The sequence below is a fragment of the Rhizobium sp. LCM 4573 genome, from assembly GCF_001854865.1.
In the GTDB taxonomy this organism is placed as follows: Bacteria; Pseudomonadota; Alphaproteobacteria; order Rhizobiales; family Rhizobiaceae; genus Neorhizobium.
The window spans coordinates 400,116-425,634 of the sequence record NZ_MDDW01000001.1 but is presented as its reverse complement, the minus strand read 5'-3'; the positions used below and the strand labels follow the sequence as shown (position 1 = coordinate 425,634).

At 62.4% G+C, this 25,519-nt stretch carries 25 protein-coding genes and 1 pseudogene; 16 read left to right on the top strand and 10 right to left on the bottom strand.

The window, feature by feature from the left end; translation table 11 throughout:
- The first annotated feature begins 72 nt into the window (after positions 1-72).
- The 10 genes from urtE (at position 73) to ureG (ending at position 7,918) form a co-directional block, all read left to right on the top strand.
- A complete protein-coding gene (gene urtE / locus LCM4573_RS02190) occupies positions 73-768 on the top strand; it encodes an urea ABC transporter ATP-binding subunit UrtE (RefSeq protein WP_071004191.1) in 696 nt (231 codons plus the stop codon).
- A gap of 284 nt (positions 769-1,052) precedes the next feature.
- The gene (locus LCM4573_RS02185; protein WP_071004190.1) at positions 1,053-2,102 is read left to right on the top strand and encodes a PHB depolymerase family esterase; all 1,050 of its coding nucleotides are present in this window, start codon (positions 1,053-1,055) and stop codon (positions 2,100-2,102) included.
- Positions 2,039-2,863 (top strand): urease accessory protein UreD, encoded by an 825-nt coding sequence (locus LCM4573_RS02180; protein ID WP_071004189.1) that lies wholly within the window; start codon positions 2,039-2,041, stop codon positions 2,861-2,863. The genes LCM4573_RS02185 and LCM4573_RS02180 overlap by 64 nt, the downstream gene beginning before the upstream one ends.
- Positions 2,864-2,911: 48 nt before the next feature.
- On the top strand, positions 2,912-3,214 hold the full coding sequence (locus LCM4573_RS02175) for an urease subunit gamma (RefSeq protein ID WP_071004188.1): 303 nt from the start codon (positions 2,912-2,914) through the stop codon (positions 3,212-3,214).
- Positions 3,215-3,233: 19 nt separating this feature from the next.
- Positions 3,234-3,539 carry an urease subunit beta gene (locus LCM4573_RS02170; RefSeq protein ID WP_071004187.1) on the top strand — a complete coding sequence of 102 codons (306 nt, stop codon included), beginning with the start codon at positions 3,234-3,236 and terminating at the stop codon, positions 3,537-3,539.
- Positions 3,540-3,702: 163 nt separating this feature from the next.
- On the top strand, positions 3,703-5,412 hold the full coding sequence (gene ureC / locus LCM4573_RS02165) for an urease subunit alpha (RefSeq protein ID WP_071004186.1): 1,710 nt from the start codon (positions 3,703-3,705) through the stop codon (positions 5,410-5,412).
- Positions 5,413-5,462: 50 nt separating this feature from the next.
- Positions 5,463-6,071 carry a LysE family translocator gene (locus LCM4573_RS02160; RefSeq protein ID WP_071004185.1) on the top strand — a complete coding sequence of 203 codons (609 nt, stop codon included), beginning with the start codon at positions 5,463-5,465 and terminating at the stop codon, positions 6,069-6,071.
- A gap of 31 nt (positions 6,072-6,102) precedes the next feature.
- Positions 6,103-6,588 carry an urease accessory protein UreE gene (gene ureE, locus LCM4573_RS02155; RefSeq protein ID WP_071004184.1) on the top strand — a complete coding sequence of 162 codons (486 nt, stop codon included), beginning with the start codon at positions 6,103-6,105 and terminating at the stop codon, positions 6,586-6,588.
- Between the two features lie 6 nt (positions 6,589-6,594).
- Positions 6,595-7,266 (top strand): urease accessory protein UreF, encoded by a 672-nt coding sequence (locus tag LCM4573_RS02150; protein ID WP_071004183.1) that lies wholly within the window; start codon positions 6,595-6,597, stop codon positions 7,264-7,266.
- Positions 7,267-7,306: 40 nt separating this feature from the next.
- The gene (gene ureG, locus LCM4573_RS02145; protein ID WP_071004182.1) at positions 7,307-7,918 is read left to right on the top strand and encodes an urease accessory protein UreG; all 612 of its coding nucleotides are present in this window, start codon (positions 7,307-7,309) and stop codon (positions 7,916-7,918) included.
- 69 nt (positions 7,919-7,987) lie between these two features.
- Here ureG and LCM4573_RS02140 read toward each other — a convergent pair whose 3' ends face one another.
- The 6 genes from LCM4573_RS02140 to LCM4573_RS02110 all read right to left on the bottom strand — a co-directional run bounded on the left by LCM4573_RS02140 (position 7,988) and on the right by LCM4573_RS02110 (position 16,867).
- The gene (locus LCM4573_RS02140) at positions 7,988-11,317 is read right to left on the bottom strand and encodes an efflux RND transporter permease subunit (protein ID WP_071004181.1); all 3,330 of its coding nucleotides are present in this window, start codon (positions 11,315-11,317) and stop codon (positions 7,988-7,990) included.
- A 13-nt stretch (positions 11,318-11,330) separates the two neighbouring features.
- On the bottom strand, positions 11,331-12,524 hold the full coding sequence (locus LCM4573_RS02135; protein WP_071004180.1) for an efflux RND transporter periplasmic adaptor subunit: 1,194 nt from the start codon (positions 12,522-12,524) through the stop codon (positions 11,331-11,333).
- 306 nt (positions 12,525-12,830) lie between these two features.
- On the bottom strand, positions 12,831-13,805 hold the full coding sequence (locus tag LCM4573_RS02130; RefSeq protein ID WP_071004179.1) for an ABC transporter substrate-binding protein: 975 nt from the start codon (positions 13,803-13,805) through the stop codon (positions 12,831-12,833).
- Positions 13,806-13,856: 51 nt separating this feature from the next.
- Entirely contained in the window at positions 13,857-14,978 is a 1,122-nt protein-coding gene (locus LCM4573_RS02125) for an ABC transporter permease (RefSeq protein ID WP_071004178.1), read from the bottom strand.
- Positions 14,975-15,862, bottom strand: a complete 888-nt coding sequence (locus LCM4573_RS02120; RefSeq protein WP_071004177.1) for an ABC transporter permease — start codon at positions 15,860-15,862, stop codon at positions 14,975-14,977. The genes LCM4573_RS02125 and LCM4573_RS02120 overlap by 4 nt, the downstream gene beginning before the upstream one ends.
- A 213-nt stretch (positions 15,863-16,075) precedes the next feature.
- Positions 16,076-16,867, bottom strand: coding sequence for an ABC transporter ATP-binding protein (locus LCM4573_RS02110; RefSeq protein WP_071004175.1), 792 nt, complete (start codon positions 16,865-16,867; stop codon positions 16,076-16,078).
- Positions 16,868-16,970: 103 nt separating this feature from the next.
- Here LCM4573_RS02110 and LCM4573_RS02105 point away from each other — a divergent pair, with 103 nt between their 5' ends.
- Positions 16,971-17,384, top strand: coding sequence for a cupin domain-containing protein (locus tag LCM4573_RS02105; RefSeq protein WP_071004174.1), 414 nt, complete (start codon positions 16,971-16,973; stop codon positions 17,382-17,384).
- Positions 17,385-17,578: 194 nt separating this feature from the next.
- On the opposite strand, the gene hydA is transcribed toward LCM4573_RS02105, so the two are convergent.
- Together hydA and LCM4573_RS02095 are read right to left on the bottom strand one after the other, a co-directional pair.
- Entirely contained in the window at positions 17,579-19,033 is a 1,455-nt protein-coding gene (hydA, locus tag LCM4573_RS02100) for a dihydropyrimidinase (RefSeq protein WP_071004173.1), read from the bottom strand.
- Positions 19,034-19,139: 106 nt separating this feature from the next.
- Positions 19,140-20,393 (bottom strand): Zn-dependent hydrolase, encoded by a 1,254-nt coding sequence (locus tag LCM4573_RS02095; protein ID WP_071004172.1) that lies wholly within the window; start codon positions 20,391-20,393, stop codon positions 19,140-19,142.
- 275 nt (positions 20,394-20,668) lie between these two features.
- On the opposite strand from LCM4573_RS02095, the gene LCM4573_RS02090 reads away from it, so the two are divergent.
- The 3 genes and pseudogenes from LCM4573_RS02090 (at position 20,669) to LCM4573_RS02080 (ending at position 22,003) form a co-directional block, all read left to right on the top strand.
- Positions 20,669-21,325 (top strand): TetR family transcriptional regulator C-terminal domain-containing protein, encoded by a 657-nt coding sequence (locus LCM4573_RS02090; RefSeq protein ID WP_071004171.1) that lies wholly within the window; start codon positions 20,669-20,671, stop codon positions 21,323-21,325.
- A 53-nt stretch (positions 21,326-21,378) separates the two neighbouring features.
- Entirely contained in the window at positions 21,379-21,621 is a 243-nt protein-coding gene (locus LCM4573_RS02085; RefSeq protein ID WP_071004170.1) for an antitoxin, read from the top strand.
- Positions 21,618-22,003, top strand: a pseudogene (locus LCM4573_RS02080) (type II toxin-antitoxin system VapC family toxin). The gene LCM4573_RS02085 and the pseudogene LCM4573_RS02080 overlap by 4 nt, the downstream one beginning before the upstream one ends.
- Before the next feature lie 6 nt (positions 22,004-22,009).
- On the opposite strand, the gene LCM4573_RS02075 reads toward LCM4573_RS02080, so the two are convergent.
- On the bottom strand, positions 22,010-23,050 hold the full coding sequence (locus LCM4573_RS02075; protein ID WP_071004169.1) for a YeiH family protein: 1,041 nt from the start codon (positions 23,048-23,050) through the stop codon (positions 22,010-22,012).
- A gap of 116 nt (positions 23,051-23,166) precedes the next feature.
- Here LCM4573_RS02075 and LCM4573_RS02070 point away from each other — a divergent pair, with 116 nt between their 5' ends.
- The gene (locus LCM4573_RS02070) at positions 23,167-24,060 is read left to right on the top strand and encodes a LysR family transcriptional regulator (protein WP_071005134.1); all 894 of its coding nucleotides are present in this window, start codon (positions 23,167-23,169) and stop codon (positions 24,058-24,060) included.
- Positions 24,061-24,269: 209 nt separating this feature from the next.
- The gene (locus LCM4573_RS02065) at positions 24,270-24,500 is read left to right on the top strand and encodes a hypothetical protein (protein ID WP_071004168.1); all 231 of its coding nucleotides are present in this window, start codon (positions 24,270-24,272) and stop codon (positions 24,498-24,500) included.
- A gap of 60 nt (positions 24,501-24,560) precedes the next feature.
- Here LCM4573_RS02065 and LCM4573_RS02060 read toward each other — a convergent pair whose 3' ends face one another.
- Entirely contained in the window at positions 24,561-25,460 is a 900-nt protein-coding gene (locus tag LCM4573_RS02060) for a LysR family transcriptional regulator (protein WP_071004167.1), read from the bottom strand.
- Between the last annotated feature and the right edge of the window lie 59 nt (positions 25,461-25,519).

Below are 25,519 nucleotides of genomic sequence, written 5' to 3'. Positions count from 1 at the left end.
GGGGAGATGGCCGGCAGACCAGAGGGGGACTATTCTCACGCTCGATGCTTCATTCGCCCAGCGGAGCCAACCATGCTGACAGTCAACAACGTCAACCTCCACTACGGCGCTGCGCAGGCGCTGCGCGGCGTCTCGATCACCGCCGAGATGGGCAAGATCACCTGCGTGCTGGGGCGGAACGGCGTGGGGAAGAGTTCTCTTCTCCGCGCCGTTACCGGCCAGCATGCGGTGAGCGGCGGCGTCATCAGCTTCCAGGGCGAGGTGCTGAACGGGCTCGCTCCCTATGCTCGCGCCAAGCACGGCATCGGCTACGTGCCGCAGGGGCGGGAAATCTTTCCGCTGCTGACGGTTCAGGAGAACCTCGAAAGCGGCTATGCACCGCTTGCCCGCAAGGACAAGTTCATTCCCGATGAGATATTCTCGCTGTTTCCGGTTCTTAAGAGCATGCTCGGCCGGCGCGGCGGGGACTTGTCCGGCGGACAGCAGCAGCAGCTCGCGATCGGCCGCGCCATGGTTACCCGTCCCAAGATCCTGGTGCTGGACGAGCCGACCGAAGGCATCCAGCCGTCGATCATCAAGGATATCGGCCGGGCGATCCGTTACCTGCGGGACTCGACCGGCATGGCCATTCTCCTAGTCGAACAGTATCTCGATTTCTGCCGGGAGCTTGCCGATCAGGTCTACATCATGGATCGCGGCGAGATCGTCCACGAAGGTCTGGCTGAGACTTTGGATACGCCGGAAGCAAGGCGGCACCTCACCGTATAAACCCAGTATTTTACCGATGAAGGTTTATATCCCGGCGCAGTATTTCGTGCATTTCATCATGGTCTAATATGTGTTATCTAGGCGGCGTTTAGGGCAGCCCCGCACATTGTCGATACTGCTCGTGCACTCATGATGAGGCGCTGATGGATTTTGTTTGCGTTCCCGGTACCTTTTCCAGGCCCGCTCTTACTCGCATTATCGCAGTAGGGGCTTTTTTATTGGGAGCAAGTTCGGGGCAGGCCTGGGCCGGATGCGGACAGCCGATGGAACCCGGACGCCACCCCATGACGATACGCTCGACGGATGCGGTGCGGTCCGGTGTCTATTTCGTCCCGTCCTCTTATACCGGCGCTCAGAAAGTGCCGGTCGTTTTCGATTTCCACGGCAGCAACAGCAATCCGACGGGCCAGCTCATCCGCAGCTCCTGGGACAAGGTCGCCGAGCGGGAAGGCTTCATCGTCGTGGCGCTGCAGGGAAGCCTGACCGGCAAGCTCTCGGGCACCCATGCCTGGAACGTCCCCTATGTGACGACGCAGACCGGCGGACTGGACGAGATCGGCTTCATCAAGTCCGCGCTCGGGCAGGTGAAGCAGGAGTTCTGCGTCGATCCGTCCCGCATCTATGCATCGGGCTATTCCGGCGGCGGGCGCATGCTCTCGGCCTATATCTGCGGCGGCAATGACGACTTTGCCGCGGCCGGTTTCGTGCATTCGCTCCGGGCAGGGCGTCCGGTCCAGATCGAAGGCACGTGGGGTCCGGATACCGAAGGCTGCAAGCCGGCAAAGCCGGTCTCGATCATGGCTTTTGCCGGCGAGAAGGATACCGCCAATCCCTATACGGGCGGGGGAAAACCCTATTGGCAATATGGTTTCAAGGCGGCGGTGAAGCGCTGGACGGAGCTCGACGGCTGCACCGGCAACGGCAAGACCGAGACGATCGGCGGCATTACCTATAGTCTCCACGATACCTGCAAGGCGGGCGCACGGATCGCTTCCTACGTCTTCGCCAACGGCACGCATGATTGGCCGAGGCCCAGCGCTACCGAGAAGGTGATCGCCGCGGCAGCGGAAACGGAAGCGGGCGTCGTCAAGGTTTCCTCCGCCAGGAAGCCGAGCTTCGATCCCAATATTGATCCGGCCTCGAGAATGTGGGAGTTCTTCCGCAAGGCCGACAGCACGGACGTCATCGCCACCGCGGCGCCGGCCAAGGGCAAGTCTGGCACGGCTGTTGCATCGGATTGCCCGGCAGGAGCCGAACTTCAGGGGACGACGTGCAGCAGCAGCCGGACAGTGGATATGCGCCACAGCGCGCAAGGGGGGCGGGGCGCCTTGTAACCAAGACGTTCGACGGCCGCACGAGGCTCGCCGAGTTCTTTCAGGAAGGCTGCGCAAAAATTCGCCTTCCCGAGACGTTTTCGCCCGAAATGGAGGCGATCCTCATCAATACCTCGGGAGGGCTGACCGGCGGCGATGTGGTCGAATGGTCCGTTACCGCAGGGGCTTCCACGAGCCTTTCTATCACCACCCAGGCCAATGAGAAGATCTACAAGGCCGCCGCCGATACGGCATCGCTCACCACGCGCATTTCGGTCGGCGAAAATGCTTCCGTCCACTGGCTTCCCCAGGAAACCATCCTGTTCGATCGGGCCTCGCTGACGCGTCGGCTGGAGGTCGATTTGCATGAGACGGCCGAGTTCCTCGCGGTCGAAGCCGTGATCCTCGGCCGTCAGGCTATGGGCGAAGCGGTGGAGCAGGGCTTTTTCCACGACCGCTGGCGGATACGCCGATCCGGCAAGCTCCTTCACGCCGAAGAAATGCGCTTCGAAGGCGAGATCGAGCGCCTGGCGCGGCAGGCAACCATCCTTTCCGGCCAGGTAGCCTATGCCACGCTCTTTTATTCGGGGCCGCTTGCGGAGGCTTTCCTCCCGAAACTGCATCAGTGTCTGGAAGGGACTACCGGCGGGGCCAGCCATTGGAACGGCAAGCTCGTGGCGCGGCTGGTGGCGCCGAGCGGGTTCGAGTTGAGAAAAATTCTGGTACCGGCAATTACCGTATTGCGAAACGGCGCGGCGGTGCCAAAAGTCTGGAACATCTGATTTGCCACATCCGAATTTGCCCTATCGGAATTTGATCGCGGGACGCCCATGAACCTGACGCCGAGAGAAAAAGACAAACTGCTGATCGCCATGGCCGCGATCGTCGCGCGCCGGCGGCTGGAGCGTGGGGTGAAACTCAACTATCCGGAAGCGATCGCGCTGATTACCGATTTCGTCGTGGAAGGCGCTCGCGATGGCCGCTCGGTGGCCGACCTCATGGAGGCCGGCGCGCATGTCATCACCCGCGACCAGGTCATGGAAGGCATCGCCGAGATGATCCACGACGTGCAGGTGGAAGCGACCTTCCCGGACGGGACGAAGCTCGTCACCGTTCATGAACCGATACGTTAAGACCGTGGGAGATTGATTCATGATTCCGGGCGAAGTGATTGCTGCAAAAGGCGAAATCGAGCTGAATGCCGGTGCGCCGACCGTAACCCTGGAGGTCTCCAATATCGGCGACCGGCCTATCCAGGTGGGCAGCCATTACCATTTCTTCGAGACAAATAACGGCCTTTCCTTCGACCGGGAAAAGGCACGCGGCATGCGCCTCGACATCCCCGCCGGCACGGCGGTGCGCTTCGAACCCGGCCAGACCCGCTCCGTGACGCTGATCCCGCTTTCGGGCAAGCGCACCGTCTACGGTTTCCAGCAGAAGGTCATGGGCGCGCTGTGATGGCATGCCCACATCCTTCATCCTTCGGGCTTATCCCGAGGACCTGCCATAAGAAGAAATAGTTCCATCGGTCGTGACAGAGACACAAGCGTACCGCCCCACGTTTTTCAGTTTTAGATCCTCGGGACAAGTCCGAGGATGACGAAGCAGGTGAGATAGAGCCATGCCCTACAAGATGCCCCGCGCCGCCTATGCCAGCATGTTCGGCCCGACCGTGGGCGACAAGGTGCGGCTTGCCGATACCGAACTCTTCATCGAGGTGGAGAAGGATTTCACCACCTATGGCGAGGAGGTGAAGTTCGGCGGCGGCAAGGTCATCCGCGATGGCATGGGCCAGAGCCAGGCCACACGCGCGGAAGGCGCCGTCGATACGGTTATCACCAATGCGCTGATCGTCGATCATTCCGGCATCTACAAGGCCGATGTGGGCCTCAAGAACGGCCGCATCCATGCGATCGGCAAGGCGGGCAATCCGGATACGCAGCCCGGCGTGACGATCATCGTCGGTCCGTCCACGGAGGCGATCGCCGGCGAAGGCAAGATCCTGACCGCCGGCGGTATGGACGCGCATATCCATTACATCTGCCCGCAGCAGATCGAGGAAGCGCTGATGAGCGGCGTCACGACCATGCTCGGCGGCGGCTCCGGTCCGGCGCATGGTACGCTCGCCACCACCTGCACCGGCGCATGGCACATCGAGCGGATGATCGAGAGTTTCGATGCCTTCCCGATGAACCTCGCGCTCGCCGGCAAGGGCAATGCCTCGCTTCCCGCGCCGATCGAAGAGATGATCCTTGCGGGAGCTTCCAGCCTCAAGCTGCACGAGGACTGGGGCACGACGCCGGCTGCTATCGACAACTGCCTGACCGTCGCCGATCAATACGACGTGCAGGTGATGATCCACACCGATACGCTGAACGAGAGCGGCTTCGTGGAGGATACTGTCGCCGCGATCAAAGGCCGCACGATCCATGCCTTCCACACGGAAGGGGCGGGCGGGGGACATGCGCCGGACATCATCAAGGTCTGCGGGCAGCCGAACGTCATCCCGTCTTCCACCAATCCGACCCGGCCCTATACGGTCAATACGCTCGCCGAACATCTCGACATGCTGATGGTCTGCCATCACCTGTCGCCGTCGATCCCRGAAGATATCGCGTTTGCCGAAAGCCGCATCCGCAAGGAAACGATCGCGGCCGAAGACATCCTGCACGATATCGGCGCCTTCTCGATCATCTCCTCCGACAGCCAGGCCATGGGCCGCGTCGGCGAGGTGGCGATCCGCACCTGGCAGACAGCCGACAAGATGAAACGCCAGCGCGGCCAGTTGAAGGAAGAGACGGGCGACAACGACAATTTCCGCGTTCGCCGCTACATCGCAAAATACACGATCAACCCGGCGATCGCGCATGGCGTCTCTCACGAGATCGGCTCGGTGGAAGTGGGCAAGCGYGCCGACCTCGTGCTCTGGAAACCGGCCTTTTTCGGCGTGAAGCCGGAAATGGTGCTGCTCGGCGGCTCGATCGCGGCCGCTCCGATGGGCGATCCGAATGCCTCCATCCCGACGCCGCAGCCGATGCACTACCGGCCGATGTTCGCGGCCTATGGCAAGCTGCGCACGAATTCGTCCGTCACCTTCGTCTCCCAGGCTTCGCTCGATGCCGGCCTTGCCCACAAGCTCGGCGTTGCCAAGAAGCTGGTGGCGGTGAAGAATGTGCGCGGCGGCATTTCCAAGGCTTCGATGATCCACAATTCGGCGACGCCGCATGTAGAGGTCGATCCGGAGACCTATGAAGTCCGCGCCGATGGGGAACTGCTCACCTGCGAGCCGGCGACCGTGTTGCCGATGGCGCAGCGGTATTTTCTGTTCTAACACTATGCGGGCGGCTCCCACGGCCGCGTCACCTCCAAGGGGAGTTCGTCATGATCGCATGGTCGATTTTCGTTCCCGCCTGCTTCGCGCTCAATTGCGCGCCGGGCCCGAACAACATGCTGGCGTTTTCCAATGCAGCGAGGCTTGGCGCCGCACCGGCCCTGCTTGGCGGTCTGGGACGCATGCCGGCCTTCGCCTTCCTCATCCTCATCACCATTCTCGGTCTCGGCGCGGTGCTGGCGGCATCGAGCGTCGCTTTCACCATCATCAAGTTCGCGGGCGCCATCTACCTCGTCTATGTCGGCATCCAGTTCTGGCGGAAGGCGCGGGAGCTGGCTTCGATGCGGTCCGCCGATGTCAGCGTGAAAGCACTGATGCGTCGCGATTTCACGCTCGCCATCAGCAATCCCAAGGCGATTGCCATCTTCACGGCCTTCTTCCCGCAGTTCATCGATGCCTCTGAGCCGGCCTGGAGCCAGCTTGCGGAGATGGGGATCGTGTTTCTCCTGCTCGAAGTGGGTGCCGTGGCGGTTTACGTGATGGCCGGCGTGCTGCTGCGCAAGGCGCTCCGTTCGGAACGCATCTTCGTCCATCTCAACCGGGTGGTTGGGGGCGTCCTGATCGCCTCCGGCGGCTCCATGGCGCTTTCCAGCCGCTGAACATTTCCGAATCATTCCAGGGATTTTCGACGTGCAGCATATCCACTCCTACCGCGCCGCGGGCGAGATCACCGATCCGCCGATCGATACCGTCACCCTCCCGCATGACCTGCGGCACCTGCGCCGCAAGCTGCTGCATCTCTCGAACGGCGACATGGTGATGCTCGATCTCAAGGAGGCGGTGCTCTTCCATCACGGGGACCGGCTGGTATTGGAAAGCGGCGATACGATCGAGGTGCGGGCAGCACCTGAAAAGCTGTTCGAGGTGAAGGCGCGCGATACGCTTCATCTCATCGAGCTCGCCTGGCATCTCGGTAACCGGCACCTTTCGGCGCAGATCGAAGAGGGGCGCATCCTCATCCTGCGCGACCACGTGATCCGGGCCATGCTCGAAGGGCTCGGAGCGACTGTCGCCGAGGTGGAGGAGCCGTTTCAGCCGGCGCGTGGCGCCTATCATTCGCATGGAGGCCATTCGCATGGTCACGACCATCATCATGGCCACCATCATCACGATTGAGCCTCGATGAGCGGCGTGCTCGATACGCAGGCTCTGCTCCGGCTGATGGCCTGGCTTTCCCCGGCCTTTCCGATCGGAGGCTTCGCCTGGTCGGGCGGACTGGAGCGGGCGGTACATGACGATCTGGTCGAGACGGCCGGCGATCTTTCCGACTGGCTGGCCACGCTTCTGACCCACGGCAGCCTGTGGAACGATGCCGTGCTGTTCTGCGAAGCCTCCCGGCAGTTCGAGAGTGGAGCGGGCCTGAAGGAGGTAGCGGAGCTTGGTCTTGCGCTTGCCGGATCGGCAGAGCGCCATGCGGAAACCCTGGCGCTCGGACGGGCGTTCGTGACGGCGGCATCGGCCTGGCCGGCGGAGGTATTCGATCTCTTGCCTGCCGATGTGCCGTTTCCGGTTGCGGTCGGCGCGGTCGCGGCGGCACACGGCGTACCGGTGGAAAATGCGCTGGCTGCCTATCTGCATGCGGCGGTCTCGCAATCGGTTTCGGCGGCGATCCGGCTCGGCGTCTGCGGCCAAAGCGAGGGGGTGGCGGTGCTCGCCCGCCTGGAAACGCAGATTGGGGAGCCGGCGGAGCACGCGGCGGATTCGACGCTGGATGATCTCGGAAGTGCCGTCGTACAGGCGGATATCGCCTCGCTCCGGCACGAGAGGCAGAATTCACGACTTTTCCGCTCCTAGAGCGGTTTGGTTATGTGGACGATTTGAAAGGAAATACACGATGAAATCGGCGAATGGACCCTTGCGGGTGGGCATCGGGGGACCGGTAGGTTCGGGCAAGACCGCGCTCACCGAAAGGCTCTGCAAGGCGATGCGGGATGATTACTCGGTCGCGGTCGTCACCAACGACATCTACACCAAGGAGGATGCCGAGGCTTTGGTGCGGATGCAGGCGCTTTCCTCCGACCGCATCGTTGGTGTGGAAACGGGGGGCTGCCCGCATACCGCCATCCGCGAGGATGCGACGATCAACCTGCAGGCGATCGCCGGGCTGACCGAGCGCATTCCCGATCTCGACGTGGTCTTCATCGAATCCGGCGGTGACAATCTCGCGGCGACCTTCTCGCCCGATCTCGCGGATATCACCATCTATGTGATCTCCACCTGCCAGGGCGAGGAAATCCCGCGAAAGGGCGGGCCGGGCATCACCCGCTCCGATCTCCTCGTCATCAACAAGAAGGACCTCGCGCCCTATGTCGGGGCCGATCTCGACGTGATGGACCGCGATGCGAGCCGCATGCGGGAGGCGAAGCCGCATGTCTTCACGGATTTGAAGCGCGGCGAAGGCGTCGACCACATCGTCCGCTTCCTGCGGGAAAATGGCGGGCTCTAACCGCCTTCTGACATCTGGAAACGAAAACGCCGGGCAAAGCCCGGCGTTTTTTTTGTAGGGTGCGGCCGATCATTCCGCCGCGAGCGGCGGCAGGCGCAGCACATTGCTGCCTCCGGGCGAACGGTCGTCGTTGGCGCTGGTCTGCTGCCGCTCGATATGGGCAAGCCTTTCTTCGATCGCGGTAATGGAGGCCGCGTTCTTCCGGGCAACCTTGTCGAGCTCCTCGGTCGAGAGAGGGACGTCCTCCGCATCCTTCTTGCCCACCATGCGGCCGAAGACTTTGGCGAGCAGGCGGGAGAGATCGTCCATGATCAGGAAGAAGGAGGGGACGACCACCAGCGACAGCACCGTGGAGACGATGATGCCGCCGATCACGGCGATCGCCATCGGCGCACGGAAGGAGCCGCCTTCGCCGATGCCGAGCGCGGAAGGCAGCATGCCCGCCGACATGGCGATCGAGGTCATGATGATCGGGCGTGCCCGCTTGCGGCCGGCCTCGACCATGGCATGGACGCGCTCCATGCCATGACGCCGCATCTCGATGGCGAAATCCACCAGCAGGATGGCGTTCTTCGTGACGATGCCCATCAGCATCAGAATGCCGATGAGGACCGGCATGGACATGGCGTTCTGCGTCGCGATCAGCGCCACGGCCACGCCGCCGATCGCCAGCGGCAACGAGAACAGGATGGTGAAGGGCTGGATCACGTCCTTGAAGAGCAGGATCAGCACCACCAGAACCAGCATCAAGCCGAGCAGCATGGCGTTGCCGAAGCTCTGGGTCATCTCCGCCTGGATCTTCGCGTCGCCGCTTTCCGCCAGCCGCACGGTCGATGGAAGCTCGGTCGCCTCCACGATGCGCTTGAACTCGGCGGTCGAAGTGTCGAGCGCGGTGCCGAAGGGCACGTCCGAGCCGATCGAGACGACGCGGCTGCGGTCGTTGCGCTTGATCGAGCTCGGGCCTTCCGCGTAGTCGATGTCGGCCACGCTGTAGAGCGGCACGCTCTGGCCGGCGGCGGTCTTGACCTTCAGCGCGCGGATCGCCGCGAGATCGCGGCGCACGTCGAGCGACGCCTGCACGCGGATCGGAATCTGCCGGTCATCGAGCGATATCTTCGCGAGGTTGGCGTCGATGTCGCCGATGGTGGCGACGCGGATGGTCTCCGAAATCTGCTGCGGCGTGATGCCGAGCCGCGAGGCCTGGTCCATGCGTGGGCGGATCTGCAGTTCGGGCCGGGGCAGGGCGCCTTCGGAGCTGACATTGACGAGGATCGGCGAGGCGCGCAGGCGCGATTCAAGCAGGCTCACCGCCTCGTTCAGGTCCGCCTCGTTCGTGGAGAGGAAGTTGAAGGAGAGATCGCGCTCGGCACGGTCGTTGAGCTTGGCGATGCGGACATCCGCGATCGGCTGCACCTTTGCCAGGATTTCCTTTTCGATATCCCATTGCGGACGCGTGCGGCCGTGAACTTCCATCTTCGGCAGGTATTGGCCGATGAACGGTATAGAGCCGAGGCCCTTGTTGACGAGCGTTTTCAGGAGCGAGTGCTCGATATTGCCGAGAATGAGGCGCACGGTGGCGCGGCGCAGCTCGAGGTCGCCCTTGGGAGACGCGCCGCCGAGCACGAAGATGCTTTCGACCCCATCGACATTGCGGATGGCATCGTAGATTTCCGTCGTCTTGGCGTCGGTTTCCTCAAGCGTTGCGTTCGGCGGCAGTTCCACCGAGAGCACGATGCGCGAGGAATCTTCCGGCGGGATGAAGCTGCCGGGAACCTGGGTAAGCAGCATTACCGAGCCGATCAGGAAGCCGATCGCCGCCAGCAGCGTCGTATAGCGCCAATACCATTTGCGAGTCGTGCCGCTCACGAGCCGGGTATAGGCCTTCATCAGGCGGCTGTCGTTGTCGTGATGGTCGTCCATCGCGTCTTCGGCGCGCATCAGATAGGCGGCCATCAGCGGCGTGATGAGGCGCGCCACCATCAGCGAGAAGAACACCGAGAAGGCGACGGTCAGGCCGAACTGGATGAAATACTGGCCCGGAATGCCCGGCATGAAGGAGACCGGCACGAAGACCGCGATAATGGTGAAGCTGGTCGCGATCACCGCCAGGCCGATTTCGTCGGCGGCATCGAGAGCCGCCCGGTAGGGCGTCTTGCCCATCTTGATGTGCCGGGCGATGTTCTCGATCTCGACGATCGCGTCATCCACCAGGATGCCGGTCGCAAGCGTCAGCGCCAGGAAGCTCACGAGGTTCAGCGAGAACCCCATGATATCCATGATCCAGAAGGTCGGGATGGCCGAAAGCGGCAGGGCGACCGCGGCGATCAACGTCGCCCGCCAGTTGCGCAGGAAGAGCAGCACGACGACGATGGCGAGGATCGAGCCTTCCATCAGCGTGTGGAGCGCCGCCTCGTAGTTGCCGTGGGTGTAATAGACCGAGTCGTCGACCATCTCGATGGTGACGTTCGGGTTCGCCTTGCGCACCTCGTCGAGGCTTTCCGCCACGGTATCGGCGACCGAAACCTCGCTGGCGCCCTTGGCGCGGAACACCGCGAAGGTTACCGATGGCGTACCGTTGAAGCGCGAGAAGGACTTCGGTTCCTCATAGGTGTCGGTGATCGTACCGAGCTGCGAGAGCCTCACGAAGCGGCCGTTCGGCAGCGCGATCGTGGTATCGGTAAGCTGCGCCACGTCTCCCGCGTCGCCGAGCGTGCGGATCGTCTGCTCGTTGCCGGCCACCTGGCCTCGCCCGGAGCCGAGATTAACGTTGGTGCCGCGAAGCTGCTGGTTCACTTCCGCCGCGGTGATGCCGTAGGCATCGAGCTTGGCGGGATTGAGCGCGATGCGGATTTCGYGGTCGGCGCCGCCGTAGCGGTCGATACGGCCGATGCCGGGCTGGCCCTGCAGGGCGCGCTTGATAGTGWCGTCAACGAACCAGGAGAGCTCCTCCAGCGTCATGTTCGGAGAGGAGACGGCGAAGGTCTGGATTGCCTGGCCCTCGACATCCACCTTGGTGACGACGGGCTCCTCGATACCCGCCGGCAGGTCGCTGCGGATCTTGTCGATCGCGTCCTTGGTGTCCTGCACGGCCTCTTCGGTGGGCTTTTCGATGCGGAACAGCACGACGGTCTGCGACTGCCCGTCGGTCACGGTCGACTGGATCTCGTCGATGCCGCTGATCGAGGCGACGGCATCCTCGACCTCCTTGGTCACCTGCGCCTCGAGTTCGGCAGGCGATGCGCCGCTCTGGGTAACGGTGATCGAGACGACGGGAACGTCGATGTTCGGGAAACGGGTGATCGGCAGCGAAAAGAACGACTGCATGCCGAGATAGAGCAGCAGCGCAAAACCGAGCAGCGGGGCGATCGGATTGCGGATCGACCAGGCAGAGAAGTTCATGGCACGACCTCGGTCAGTTCGAGGCTGCGGATTCGTCCGCAACCGGGGCGATCTTGTCGCCGTCGCGCACGAACGCGCCGGCCTTGGAAACAACCATGTCGCCGGCTTCGAGCCCGCTGACGACCTCAACGAAACCGTTGTCCTGGATGCCGGTCTCGATCTTCACCTGCTTGACGACGTTATCCTCGACCTTGCGGGCGGACGAGCCGTCGCGGTTGGTGATAACCGCCGAAAGCGGCAAGGCGAGGGCATTGGCCTCGCTGACGATGATGTCTGCCTTGGCATACATGCCGGCGCGCGCGCCGCTCTCGTCGTCGATGACGATATGCACCAGGCCGAGACGGGTGGTGGGATCGACGGTCGGCGAAACGAGCCGCACCTTGCCTTCAATCGTGGTCCTGCCGCCGGCGATGGTGACGATCGCCTTCTGGCCGGCCTTGATCTTCTGGATATCGGTTTCGGAAAGGTCGGCAACGAGCTCTATCGCGCCGTCCTTGATGACGGAGAAGAGCGGTTCGCCGCTTCCGTTGGCGATCGCGCCGATCTTGGCGTTCTTGGCGGAAACCACGCCGTCCACGGGAGTCTTGACGCCGGTGCGGGCGAGCCTGAGGTCGATATCCTCGATCTGGGCGTCCACGACCTTGATGTCGGATTCACCAACGGCAACCGCCTGCTTCGACGCGTTCAGCTGCGCCTGGCGTACCTCGACAAGGGCTTCCGCCTGCTCGAGCTGCGAGATCGTGCTCGTTCCGCTGCGGCTGAGCCGCCTGGTGCGATCCCGCTGGCGGGTCGCGTCATCCAGATTGGCCTGCGCCTCTATGACCTGCGCCTTGTATTGCGCAAGACCGGCCTCGGCCTTGGCCTTGTTGGCTTCGAGCTGGCTCTTCTGGAGAAGAAGGGCGTCGTCGTTGAGCGTCGCGAGCACGCCGTTCGCCTTCACCTCGTCGCCGATGTCGACGTTGAGGGCGCGGATCGACAGGCCGTCCACCAAGGGCTGGATGAAGACTTCCTCGACCGGGCGAATGGTGCCGGTCGCGATGACGCGATCGGTGAGCGCCCTGGTGACCGTCTCGGTCACGACGATGGCCGGCAGCTTGGGCTCAGCGGCGGCGGGAGCTGCAGCCTCCTGCGCAAGCGAGGAGCTTGCGGCGAGCGCGATCAGAAGGGCCGGAAAGACGCCGGCAACGTTCGAAGACTTGCGAAGCATGCGATCTTTTCCGTCTGGTCAGGGGGGCGCCACATCCGCTGTCATCCCGGCACGGCACCGCGCCCCTCACACGTTGACACCCTGCCTGAGGTGGTAACCGGAATTAACGGTTACAAGCCCTCGTGAGCAAAGTTCGTCGGCTTGCCCTTTTAAAGTTCGTCGGCTTGCCCTTTTAAGGATTTGCTTTGCACAAATCAATCCATGCCGGTTATCGAAGGAATGACTTTTGGTTATGTTTTACGTAAGTATCTTTTGAGAAACGCGCGGCCGATGGTCGCGCGTTCCATTTTCGGGACTGCAAGGAGATTATTGTTTCGCGGCGGCGTCGGTAATCTCCGTCGTGAAGGCTCCCTGCGGCTCCTTGGTGATGATCTTCTGGTCGAGAAGCGCCTTGGTGGTGCGCTCGTAAAGTTCGGGCTTCAGAACGCCCGATCCGTCGCCGATCAGCTTGGCTACTTCGCCCATCATGCGTTTCTGGTGGTTCTCGTCCTGGCCGCCGTTGTCCAGCACGATCTCGGCGGCTTCCTCCGGATTGTCGATCGCGTATTTCCAGCCCTTCATGGAGGCGCGGACGAACTTCACCATGGTTTCCTTGAAGGCCGGGTCCTTCAACTTGTCTTCCATCACGTAGAGGCCGTCTTCAAGCAGGTCGTTGCCCATTTCGGTATAGTTGAAGACGGTGAGATCCTCCGGCTTGAAGCCGGCGTCGATCGCCTGCCAGTATTCGTTATAGGTCATGACCGAAATGCAGTCGGCCTGCTTCTGGACGAGCGGCTGCACGTCGAAGCTCTGCTTCAGCACGGTGACGCCGTCCGTGCCGCCTTCGGTCGAGAGGCCGAGCTTGTTCATCCAGGCGAAGAAGGGATATTCGTTTCCGAAGAACCAAACGCCCAGCGTATGGCCCTTGAAATCGGCTTCGCTCTTCACCGGCCCGTCCTTCGGACAAATCAGCTGAAGACCGGATTTCTGGAAAGGCTGGGCGATGTTGACGAGCGGCACGCCCTTTTCGCGCGCGACCATGGCCGCCGCCATCCAGGTCACCACGACATCGGCGCCGCCGCCGGCGATCACCTGTTCCGGCGCGATATCCGGGCCGCCCGGCTTGATTTCGACATCCAGGTCTTCCTCTTCGTAGAACCCCTTGTCCTTGGCGACGTAATAGCCGCCGAACTGGCCCTGGGCGACCCATTTGAGCTGCAGGGTGACCTTCTCGGCGGCCATGGCCTGAACCGCGGCCAGCGACATGGCGCCGGCCATCAATGCGATCATCATGTTTTTCATCGCTGTTCCCTCTTGTTATTGACGGCTTCCGGCTTGCGGAAGCTGATGCGCCTAGCCACCACGGATAGACGGATGCCAGAAGGTCGTCGCCCTTTCCGCAAGCGCCACGACACCATAGAAAACCGAACCGATGAGCGCTGCAACCGCGATTTCGGCCCACACCATGTCGACATTCATGCGGCCGATCTCGGTGGAGATGCGGAAACCCATGCCGACGATCGGCGTACCGAAGAACTCGGCCACGATCGCGCCGATCAGCGCAAGAGTCGAGTTGATCTTCAGCGCGTTGAAGATGAAGGGCATGGCGGCCGGCAGGCGCAGTTTTACAAGCGTCTGCCAGTAGTCCGAGGCATAGGAGCGCATCAGGTCGCGCTCCATGCTGCCTGCGGCGGAAAGCCCCGCGACCGTGTTCACCAGCATGGGGAAGAAGGTCATGATGATGACGACGGCCGCCTTGGACTGCCAGTCGAAGCCGAACCACATGACCATGATGGGCGCTACCCCGATGATCGGCAGCGCCGAGACCATGTTGCCGACCGGGATGAGGCCCCGGCGCAGAAAGGCGAAACGATCGGCGAGGATCGCAACGACGAAACCCGCCGCGCAGCCGATCACATAGCCGATCAGCACGGCCTTGAAGATGGTCTGCCGCACGTCCGCCCAGAGGATCGGGAGGGAGCCGGCGATGCGCGCCGCAATGGCCGAGGGTGGCGGCAGCAGGATGAAGGGGATGCCGGCGCCCCGCGTGGCTGCTTCCCAGATAACGAGGATCCAGGCGCCGAATATCGCGGGGATGAGGAGGCGCAGGAACCAGCTTGCGGCTGTGGATCTGGGCTCGATTTGCGAGAGTTCGGAGACACAGGCCCAGGCGAGAAGCCAGCTTGCCGCGATCATCAGGAAGAAGGCGGTCGACATCTGCCCCTCGTTTCCGCTGAGGCCGGCAAGCAGAAGGCCGGCGGGAAGATGTGCGCCGACGAAGAGGACGGCAGCCCGCGGTATCGGGCCTTCGAGCGTCAGCATCAGAGTGACCGCTGCAAGCAACACGAGCGCGATCATCATGCCGCCTTGAACGGGGTTTGCAGCTTCGGGCAGGGTAAGGGGCAGTCTGGCGGCGGCAATGGCGGTGATTACGCCGGCCAGGAGGGGCTGCCAGTTGTGCTGCAATCGCTTCATGCCGGCCTCCCGCCCATCGAGCGTTCCACGATCCTGCCGGCCACGCCGACAATGGTCACGAGGATCGCGGCAAGCACCGAGCCGGCGATCAGCGCCGCCCAGATGTCGATCGTCTGGCTGTAATAGGAGCCGGCGAGCAGCTTGGAGCCGATGCCGGCGACGGCGCCCGTCGGCAGCTCACCGACGATCGCGCCGACGAGGCTTGCGGCGATCGCCACCTTCATGGAGGTGAAGAGGAAGGGGATGGAAGCGGGCACTCTGAGCTTCCAGAAGGTCTGGGCTCGACTGGCATTATAGGTGCGCATCAGGTCGAGCTGGATGGGTTCGGGCGAACGCAGGCCCTTCACCATGCCCACCGCCACGGGAAAGAAGGAGAGGTAGGTGGAGATCAGCGCCTTCGGCAGCAGGCCGGTGACGTTGATGGCGGCGAGCACCACCACCACCATGGGCGCGATCGCCAGGATCGGTACGGTCTGCGAGGCGATGATCCAGGGCATGAGGCTGCGGTCGAGCGCCTTTACATGCACGATGCCGACGGCGATCAGGATGCCGAGCAGGGTTCCGAGCGTGAAGCCGACGATCGTGGAAGAGAGCGTCACCCAGGAATGATAGACGAGGCTGCGGTTCGAGGTGACCCGGCGCAGGAAGGTGTTCTCGTAGACATTTTGCGCTACCTGATGCGGCGCGGGCAGCACCGGCTTCGGCTGCGAGAACGTGGCGCTTACGAACTCGGCCGTGGTGCGCGTGACATTGCCGCGCCGGTCGAGATCGCGCTGGAAGGGCGCGTTCATAAATACGGCCGCGACATACCAGATCGACACGATGGCAACGAGGATGGTGAGAACGGGGAGAAGGCGACCTCGATAGGAGCTGGGGTGCTTCATTGTTTGACACCCCCCTCTGCCCTGCCGGGCATCTCCCCCTCAAGGGGGGAGATCGGCAAGCGGCACCAGTTTTGCCAAACAGAGGTCACCTTGGAGTGCGGCTCGGCAAAATGAATCTCCGAGTTGATGAGGGACTTCGCTACTGCCCAATCTCCCCCCTTGAGGGGGAGATGCCCGGCAGGGCAGAGGGGGGTGTTTATTACAAGCGCGAAACTACTCCTCATAGCTGTGCCCCGCTCTCAGCCCCTCACGCACCCGATGGGCGATTTCCAGAAACTCCGGCGTCTCGCGGATTTCGAGCGGCCGTTCCGCCGGCAAAGTGGATTCGATCACATCTGTCACCCTTCCAGGCCGGGGCGACATGACGACGATCTTCGTGGAAAGATAGACAGCCTCCGGAATGGAATGCGTCACGAAACAGATGGTCTTCTCCGTCCTTGCCCAGAGTTTCAGAAGCTGCGCGTTCAGGTGATCGCGGACGATCTCGTCCAGTGCGCCGAATGGCTCGTCCATCAGCAGAAGGTCTGCATCGAAGGCGAGCGCCCGCGCGATGGAGGCGCGTTGCTGCATGCCGCCGGAAAGCTGCCACGGATACTTCTTGCCGAAGCCGGTGAGGTTCACGAGGTCGAGTGTACGCTCGATGCGGCGCCTGCGCTCCTCCGCCGAATGGCCCATGATTTCCAGCGGAAGCGCGATATTCTTCTCGATCGTGCGCCAGGGATAGAGTGCCGGCGCCTGGAAGACATAGCCGTAGGAACGGGATTTGCGCGCTTCCTCCGGCGTCATGCCGTTCACCGAAATCTCCCCAGCGGTCGCCTTTTCCAGGTCGGCGATGACCCGCAGAAAGGTCGTCTTGCCGCAGCCCGAAGGACCGATGAAGGATACGAAGTCGCCCTTCCTCACTTCCAGATCGACGTCGGAAAGCGCATGCACAGGCCCGTCATTGGTCTCGAAGGTGAGCCCGAGCTTCCTGGCGGAGACGACGGAGGACGAGGAAGCGGTCATGGAACCATCACATGTTCAAGGAATACGGGGCGGGGCCGGTGTGGTATGATGCCAGCAATGGGCGCCGTTGCAGGCGTCCGGGGTCTTCGACGGAGGAAGGACCATGGATGCATCAACGAAACCCACCTGCCGGCTGGTGAAGCCCAGCGCCGCCTATGACGGCAAGCAGGGGCTCAGCTACTTCCAGGGGATTGCCGCCGAGACGGTGGGCTCCAAGGGCATCTGCATGCACCTGCTCACCATACCGCCCGGCACGCGCGCCAAGGCGCATCTGCATGAGAACCACGAGACGGCGATCTACATGCTCTCCGGTTCGGCGCACACCTGGTATGGCGACCGACTGGAGGAGCACGTCGTGGTGCATGCGGGCGAGCTGTTCTACATTCCGGCGGGCGTGCCGCACCTGCCGGCGAACCTTTCCAACACGCCCTGCACGGCCATCATCGCCCGGACAGATCCCAACGAGCAGGAAAGCGTCGTGCTGCTGCCGGAGCTGGACAGGCTGGTGAAGGGGTGAGGCCTCGTGATTTCCCCCTCTGGCCTGCCGGCCATCTCCCCCACAAGGGGGGAGAAAACCTGCGGAGCACTCTCGACCATTTGCAGGCTGAATTGTGCATAGACGGCGGTGCCGCAGGCTAAGCCCTCCCCCCTTGTGGGGAGGGGTTGGGGAGGGGAGTAGCTCAGCGCGGTGGCGGTAAGGCGCGATTTCCATCACACCCCGCTTGCCGGGATGCCGGTACGTTCCACCTTGCGCGGCGCGGTCAGCTCCTTCCAGGTCGAGAGCGCCTTGTTCACCGCCTGGAACGGCTCGCGGCGCACGAATTCGCCGTGTCCCTCACGGGTCTTCACCGCCGACTCCTCGATCGCCACGACACCGCGGGTCAGCGTGTAGCGCGGCAGGCCGGTGACCTGCTTGCCCTCGAACACGTTGTAATCGATCGCCGACTGCTGGGTCTTGGCCGAAATCGTCTTGGAACGCTTCGGGTCCCAGACCACGATATCGGCATCGGCGCCGACCAGGATCGCGCCCTTTTTCGGATAGACGTTCAATATCTTGGCGATGTTTGTTGAAGTCACGGCCACGAACTCGTTCATGGTGATGCGCCCGGTCGCCACGCCATAGGTCCATAGCATCGGCATGCGGTCTTCCAACCCGCCGGTGCCGTTCGGGATTTTCCGGAAATCGCCGGCGCCGGTGCGCTTCTGGTCGGTGGTGAAGGCGCAGTGGTCGGTCGCGACCACCTGCAGCGAGCCCGAGGCAAGGCCCGCCCAGAGGCTGTCCTGATGCTGCTTGTTGCGGAAAGGCGGGGACATGACCCGGCGGGCGGCATGGTCCCAGTCCTTGTTGAAATATTCGCTCTCATCGAGCGTCAGGTGCTGGATCAGCGGCTCGCCGTAGACGCGCATGCCGTTCTGCCGCGCGCGCCGTATCGCCTCGTGCGCCTGCTCGCAGGATGTGTGGACGACGTAGAGCGGCACGCCCGCCATGTCGGCGATGATAATGGCGCGGTTGGTTGCCTCGCCCTCGACGGAAGCGGGCCGCGAATAGGCATGTGCCTCGGGGCCGTTATTGCCCTCGTCCATCAGTTTCTGCTGCATGGCGGCGACGACATCGCCGTTTTCCGCATGGACGAGCGGCAGCGCTCCGAGTTCGGCGCAGCGCTGGAAGGAGGCGAACATCTCGTCGTCATTCACCATCAGCGCGCCCTTGTAGGCCATGAAATGCTTGAAGGTGTTGATGCCCTTCTCCTGCACCACGGTCTTCATGTCGTTGAAGACCTGCTCGCCCCACCAGGTGACGGACATATGGAAGGAATAGTCGCAATTGGCGCGCGTCGACTTGTTGTCCCAGCGCTTCAGCGCGTCGAGCAGCGACTGGCCGGGATCAGGCAGGCAGAAATCCACCACCATGGTCGTGCCGCCGGCAAGCGCCGCGCGCGTGCCGCTTTCGAAATCGTCGGAGGAATAGGTGCCCATGAAAGGCATTTCGAGATGCACATGCGGATCGATGCCGCCGGGCATCACATAACAGCCCGTTGCATCCAGCACCTCGTCGCCCGAGAGATTGGGGCCGATCTCGATGATTTTTCCACCGTCGATCTTCACGTCCGCCTTGTAGGTAAGATCGGCGGTGACGACGGTTCCACCCTTGATGACTGTGGTCATTGTTGTTCCCCTGTCTTGTCAATGTCGGTGAGAAGCGATGGATAGAAGCGAACTACCTCACAGCGTTCGACCATTGTGCCGTTCAATGCCGGATACGGCCATCGGCCTACTCCGCGATCTCAGCCGTCTCCAGCACGGCATGGAAGAGCACGTCGGCGCCGGCTGCGGCCCATTCCTTGGAGATATCCTCCGCTTCGTTGTGGGAAAGCCCGCCCACACAGGGGCACATGATCATGGTTGTCGGCGCGACCTTGGCTGCCCAGCAGGCATCGTGACCGGCGCCGGAAATGATGTTCATGTGGCTGTAGCCGAGCTTTTCGGCAGCCTCGCGTACGCGTCCCACAAGGACCGGGTCGAAGGTGACCGGATCAAAATGGCCGACGGCTTCCACCGAACAGCCGACGCCCAGCGCCTCGCAGATCTTCGTCGCTTCCGCCTCGATTTTCGCGCGCATGCGGTCGAGCTTTTCCTGGGAGGGGGTGCGGATATCGACGGTGAAGGTCACCGTGCCCGGCAGCACGTTGCGGGAGTTAGGCGAGAAGAACACCTGTCCGACGCCGCCGACGGCGCCCGGCTGCTCGCTCGTCGCTACCTCCTGCACCATTTCGAAGATGCGGCTCATGGCGAGCCCGGCATTGACGCGCATGTTCATCGGCGTCGAGCCGGTATGGGCCTCGCGGCCCGTCAGCGTGAATTCCAGCCACCACAGGCCCTGACAATGGGTGACGACGCCGATCTGCTTCTCCTCGGCCTCGAGGATCGGTCCCTGCTCGATGTGGTATTCGAAATAGGCGTGCATCTTGCGCGCGCCGACTTCTTCATCGCCCACCCAGCCGATACGGCTCAATTCGTCCCCGAAGGTTTTTCCCTCCGGGTCCTTGCGGGCATAGGCATAGTCGAGGTCATGGACGCCGGCGAAGACGCCGGAGGCCAGCATGGCGGGCGCGAAGCGCGCGCCTTCCTCGTTCGTCCAGTTGGTAACGACGATCGGATGCTTCGTTTTGATGCCGAGGTCGTTCAGGGTGCGAACCACTTCGAGGCCGCTCAAAACGCCCAGCACGCCGTCATACTTGCCGCCGGTGGGCTGGGTATCGAGATGGCTGCCGACATAGACGGGCAGCGCCTCCGGATCGGTGCCGGGGCGGGTCGCGAACATGGTGCCCATCTTGTCGACGCCCATTTCGAGGCCGGCCGCATCGCACCAGCTCTTGAAGAGTTCGCGGCCCTGCTTGTCGGAATCCGTCAATGTCTGGCGATTGTTGCCGCCGGCGACGCCGGGGCCGATCTTCGCCATCTCCATCAGGGAATCCCAAAGGCGATCGCCGTTTATGCGCAAGTTCTCGCCGGGTGCTGCCACCATGAAAATGCCCTCACCGTTTCAAGGCGCCCGTTTTCAGGCGCTATATTTGTTCCCGTCGGTTCCTCGCGCGCCGAAGGCGCTTGAAGATCGGCATTGCCTTTGTTGTGCTTGTCGCCGATAATTTGACCGATTGGTAAAACATTACAATTTCCGTGCCGTCACTCAAGACGTAAAACGCGAAAAATGTACGCCGAAAATTCAGGCATATGCCGTGGTTATGGGCGTGCCATATGCCACGGGCGCGAAATGGTTGCAGGAAGAGCAGGGGAGCGGAAATGACCATCCCGAGGGCGGCGAAAACGCTTAGGCGCACGCGCATCCAAGAGGAAAAGGAAGAGCGCATCCTGGAGGCGGCCCTCGACGTTTTTTCCGTCAGCGGTTTTCGCGGGTCGACCATCGACCAGATCGCCGAAGCCGCGGGCATGTCGAAGCCCAACCTTCTCTATTATTTCCGCACCAAGGAAGCCATGCACCGGGCGTTGATCGATCGGGTGCTGTTTACGTGGCTCGAGCCGCTGCGCGCCTTCGACGCGGAGGGCAATCCCGAAGCGGAGATCCGCTCCTATATCCGCCGCAAGCTGGAAATGGCGCGGGATTTCCCCCGCGAAAGCCGGCTTTTCGCCAATGAAATCCTTCAAGGCGCGCCGCATATCGAGGACGAATTGAAAGGGCCGCTGAAGGAACTGGTGGATGAAAAGGCGGAGGTGATCCGCGCCTGGGTGCGCGCCGGCAAGATAGCCAAGTGCGATCCCTACCACCTGATCTTCTCGATATGGGCCACCACCCAGCACTATGCCGACTTCGACGTGCAGGTGCGCGCCGTGCTTGGTCAGAATCACGCCGGCGAAGGGCGCTTCGAAGATGCCGCCCGGTTCCTGGAGCAGCTTTTCATGAACGGGCTGCGGCCGAGGCAGGCGAGCTCTGCTCCTTGAAATTGGCGACCAAAGGTATATGCTTTTGGTATATACCTTTCGAGGAGGCCAGCATGAATACTGCAAAGATCTTCTGGTCCGGGCGATCACAAGCAGTGCGTCTGCCGAAAGATTTTCGGTTCGAAGCCGACGAGGTTCGAATCCGCCGGCATGGCAATGCCGTGATCCTCGAGCCGATCGCTAACGATTGGAGCTGGCTCGACGAGGTCGTGGGCGATGTCGACAGTGATTTCGCCGAGGCTGCGACCGAGCGACCGGCAGATCAGCAGCGTTCCGGCTTGGATGTTTTCGAGTGAAGTTCTTGCTGGACATCAACGCCGTCATCGCCCTTCTCAAGGGAGATCAAAGCTTTATCCGGCGCATGAAAGAACATCGTCCGGAGGACTTCGGCCTGTCGGCCATCGTCCTGCACGAATTGTTCTACGGAGCGTTCAAAAGCCAGCGGGTGGCCGCCAACCTCGGACGCGTCGAAGAACTGCGTTTCGAAACGGTCGAATTCGACCGGGAGGACGCGCGTTCAGCAGGTGAAATCCGCGCCCAACTCGCCAGAGCGGGTTGCCGATCGGGCCTTATGACGTGCTGATCGCCGGTCAGGCCCGAGCCCGTGATCTGGTGCTGATAACCCATAATGTCAGGGAGTTTCAGCGTGTGGCGGAGCTTCGGGTCGAAAGCTGGTAAAAACCCTCAAAATCCGAACAGCCGCAGCATTGCAAAGCCGAAAGCCGAGATGAACAGCCAGCCGAAGGCGCCGAGCGCCAGCGGCCGCCAGCCTTCGGCCTTCAGTTTGCGGATATCGGTCTGCAGGCCCATCGCGGCAAGTGCCATCGACAGCAGGAAGGTATTCGCGAGAGCAAGCGTGGCGTTTACATCCCTCGGAATGTCGAATGCGCTGTTCACCAGCATCATGGCGATGAAGCCGAGCACGAACCAGGGCATGGGAGCGGACGCCTTGGAGGCGCCGCCTTGACGGGCGCGCACAGCGACTGCGAGAACCATGACGAGCGGCGCCAGCATGGCGACCCGCGCCAGCTTGGATATCGTGCCGAACGTGCCGGCTGCATCTCCGGCCTGGAAGGAGGCCGCCACTACCTGCGCCACCTCGTGGATGGTCGCGCCGCTCCAGAGACCGTAGGCGCGCGCGTCGAGCGAAAGCGGTGCTGTGAGCAGCGGGTAGGTGAACATCGAAAGGCAGCCGAACAGCGTCACGCAGGCGATCGCATAGGCGACGTGCTCCTGGCGCCCGCGCACGACGGTATTGGTGGCGATCACCGCGGAAGCGCCGCAGACGGAGGTGCCGGCGGCGATCAGATCCACAAGCTCCCTCTCGACGCCCAGCGCACGCCCGGCCGCGCGGATGGCGACAAAGGTGACGGCGAGGGTGAGGGCCACCATTGCGAGCCCCGCGCCCCCGAGCGAAAGCACCTGGCCGACCGTCACCTGAAGGCCGAGCAGAACGATGCCGAGCCGCAGCAGGCGGCGCAGCGAAAACGCGATCCCCGATTCCAAAGTGGCCGACACGGTGAAGAGATTGCGGGTCGCCATTCCGAGGATGATGGACAGGATGAGCGGGCTGAGCGCTGCCCAACCTGTCAGGTTTCGCGTAATGACGGCCGCCGTTGCGATGGCGGCGGTAAGGGCGAGACCTGGTAGAAGCTCGGGAATTCCGGCGAGAAGGGAAGGGGAGGAAGCTTTTGCCTTTTCTGCTGAAGGGGTGATATGCGTCATGATCGTTCTTTGAAATGCGTTATCTGTCGAAAATCATCCTCCATTTTCCAGAACAACAAATCCAATTCATAAGTTTTGTGGTATCGTTCGATTCACTCGAACGATGGGATCGTGGCATGACCCTGGAACAATTGCGCATTTTCCTGGAGGTCGCCGAACGCCAGCACGTCACGAAGGCGGCGCAGGCGCTCAACCTCACGCAATCGGCCGTTAGCGCGGCGATTTCGACGCTGGAGGCGCGCCACGCAGTGACCCTCTTCGACCGGATCGGGCGGAGGATCGAGCTGACGGAAACGGGCAAGCTCTTCGTGCCGGAAGCCAAGGCCATCCTGGAGCGGGCGCGCGCGGCCGAGGGCCTGCTTGCCGATCTCGGCGGCTCGGCCTCCGGGCTTTTAAGGGTCTATGCCAGCCAGACGGTCGCAAGCTATTGGCTCCCTTCGCGCCTCGTCACCTATCATGAGCGATTTCCGCGCGTGGATGTGCGGCTGACGGTCGGCAATACCCAGAGTGCCGCGCAGGCCGTTCTGTCGGGCGAAGCCGAACTTGCCGTGGTGGAGGGCGAGGTGTTCCTGGCGGGGCTCAAGCGCCGCAAGGTGGCAGAGGACCGATTGGTGCTGGTGGTCGGCAGCCGCCATCCATGGGCGGACGGTCGCCGGATAGTTTCCAGCAATCTCGCCGAGACGAGCTGGATCATGCGCGAGAAGGGCTCCGGTACGCGCGCTGCCTTCGAGGCGGAGCTTTCGATGCTGGGCATCGATCCCTTAGAGCTTTCGGTGGTTCTGGAAATGCCTTCCAACGAGGCGGCGATCGCCGCGGTCGAAGCGGGCCTCAGCGCGACCGTCCTCTCCAGCCGGGCTACCCAGTTCCACTCACTTGCGGGCAAGCTGCATGTGGCGGATTTCCCCATGCCGTCGCGCGAGTTTTCGACGCTCCATCACGCGGAACGGCATGTCACTCGCGCACTGAGGGCAATGCTGGATCTCCTGGGCGAGCCGGAGAACGAGACCTGACCGGTTCTTAGTCGCTTGCGTTGTGAACGAGAAAATTAAATTCGTTCATTTTTATTGAACGTTGCGTGCGCAACTCATGGTCTATGACCGGCCGCTGAGATGACCCATTTTGTCTCTCGAAAGCACGGTAACGCGCTTCAGAACTCAATATCAAGCACACGAAGGGAGCCTTCGAACGCGGGGCTCCGCTACCTGAAAGGACCAGACCAATGACCAGGATCACTTCCGCTCTCGCCGCAGCCTTCATCGCTTCGGTTTCCTTCGCCACCGCAGCCCTCGCCGAAGGTGACTACTATGAAGGCGTTTCCAATGCTCCCGCCGCCTCTGTTTCGATCGACCGGATGAGCACAGCCGGCATCGTCCATGAGGCAGACGCTTCGAAGACGCAGGTCACGATCGATCGAGGCGATTTCTTCGACGGCGCAAATCGCCCGAACTAAAAACGCATGGCATCAAGAACGAAGAAGGCCCGGCGTCGCCGGGCCTCTTTGTTCTGATCCTTATTCCATAAGGGGCGGGAGTTCCTTCGCCAGCGTATCGATCGCCAGCCGCACCTTCGGCAGCATGACGGGCGATTTCGGCCAGACGGCGTAGGCCTCGAAGATGTTCGCGGGAATATCGGTAAGCACGCGCACCAGTTCGCCGGATGCGACCCGATCCCGGGCAAGCCAGCATGTCAGCCAGGCGAGCCCTCTTCCGGCGACGGCTGCATCGGCGATTGAGGCGAGGTCATCGAGGCGCAGCCGGGATGTTGGAAAGATCTCGCGCGCCGAACCGGATTCGGTCGGAAAAATCCACGGTCTGTCCTGATTGCCGCGCCGGTAGACGATCGCCTCATGATGAGCCAGGTCTTCCAGCGTTTGTGGAACGCCATGCTTTTCCAGATAGGCGGGTGAGGCGCAGACGGTCATGCGCTGACGGGCGATCACGCGTGCCGTCAGGTCCGGATTGTCCTTCAATGGCCCGTTGCGAATGGCGAAGTCGAAACCGTCTTCGACAAGATCGACAATGCGGTCGTTGAAGGCAAGGTCGAGTTCGAGGCCTGGATGTTCATCGAGGAGAGCGGTGAGAATGGGAGCGGCGCAATGGCGGCCGAAGAGTACAGGCATGGTGACGCGCAGCTTGCCGCGCACCTCACGGCGGCCCGACTCCAGAAGTGCCTCGCCGAGCCGTATCTCCTCCACCGCGCGCAGGCATCGTTCATAGAAGAAGCGGCCTTCTTCCGTCAGGCTCTGGCTGCGCGTTGTACGGTGGAAAAGCCGCACTCCCAGCCTCTCTTCGAGCCGGGCGATCGTTTTGCCCACCGCCGAACGCGTCAGGTTCAGCTTCTTGGCGGCGGCGGAGAAGCCACCTGCCTCGACCGTTTCCACGAAGATCGCAATGCCCTTCAACTGCTCCATTTTGTATCCGCCAAGGAACCAAATTGGAGAAATCATATCGCAACTGCGGAATGATGTTC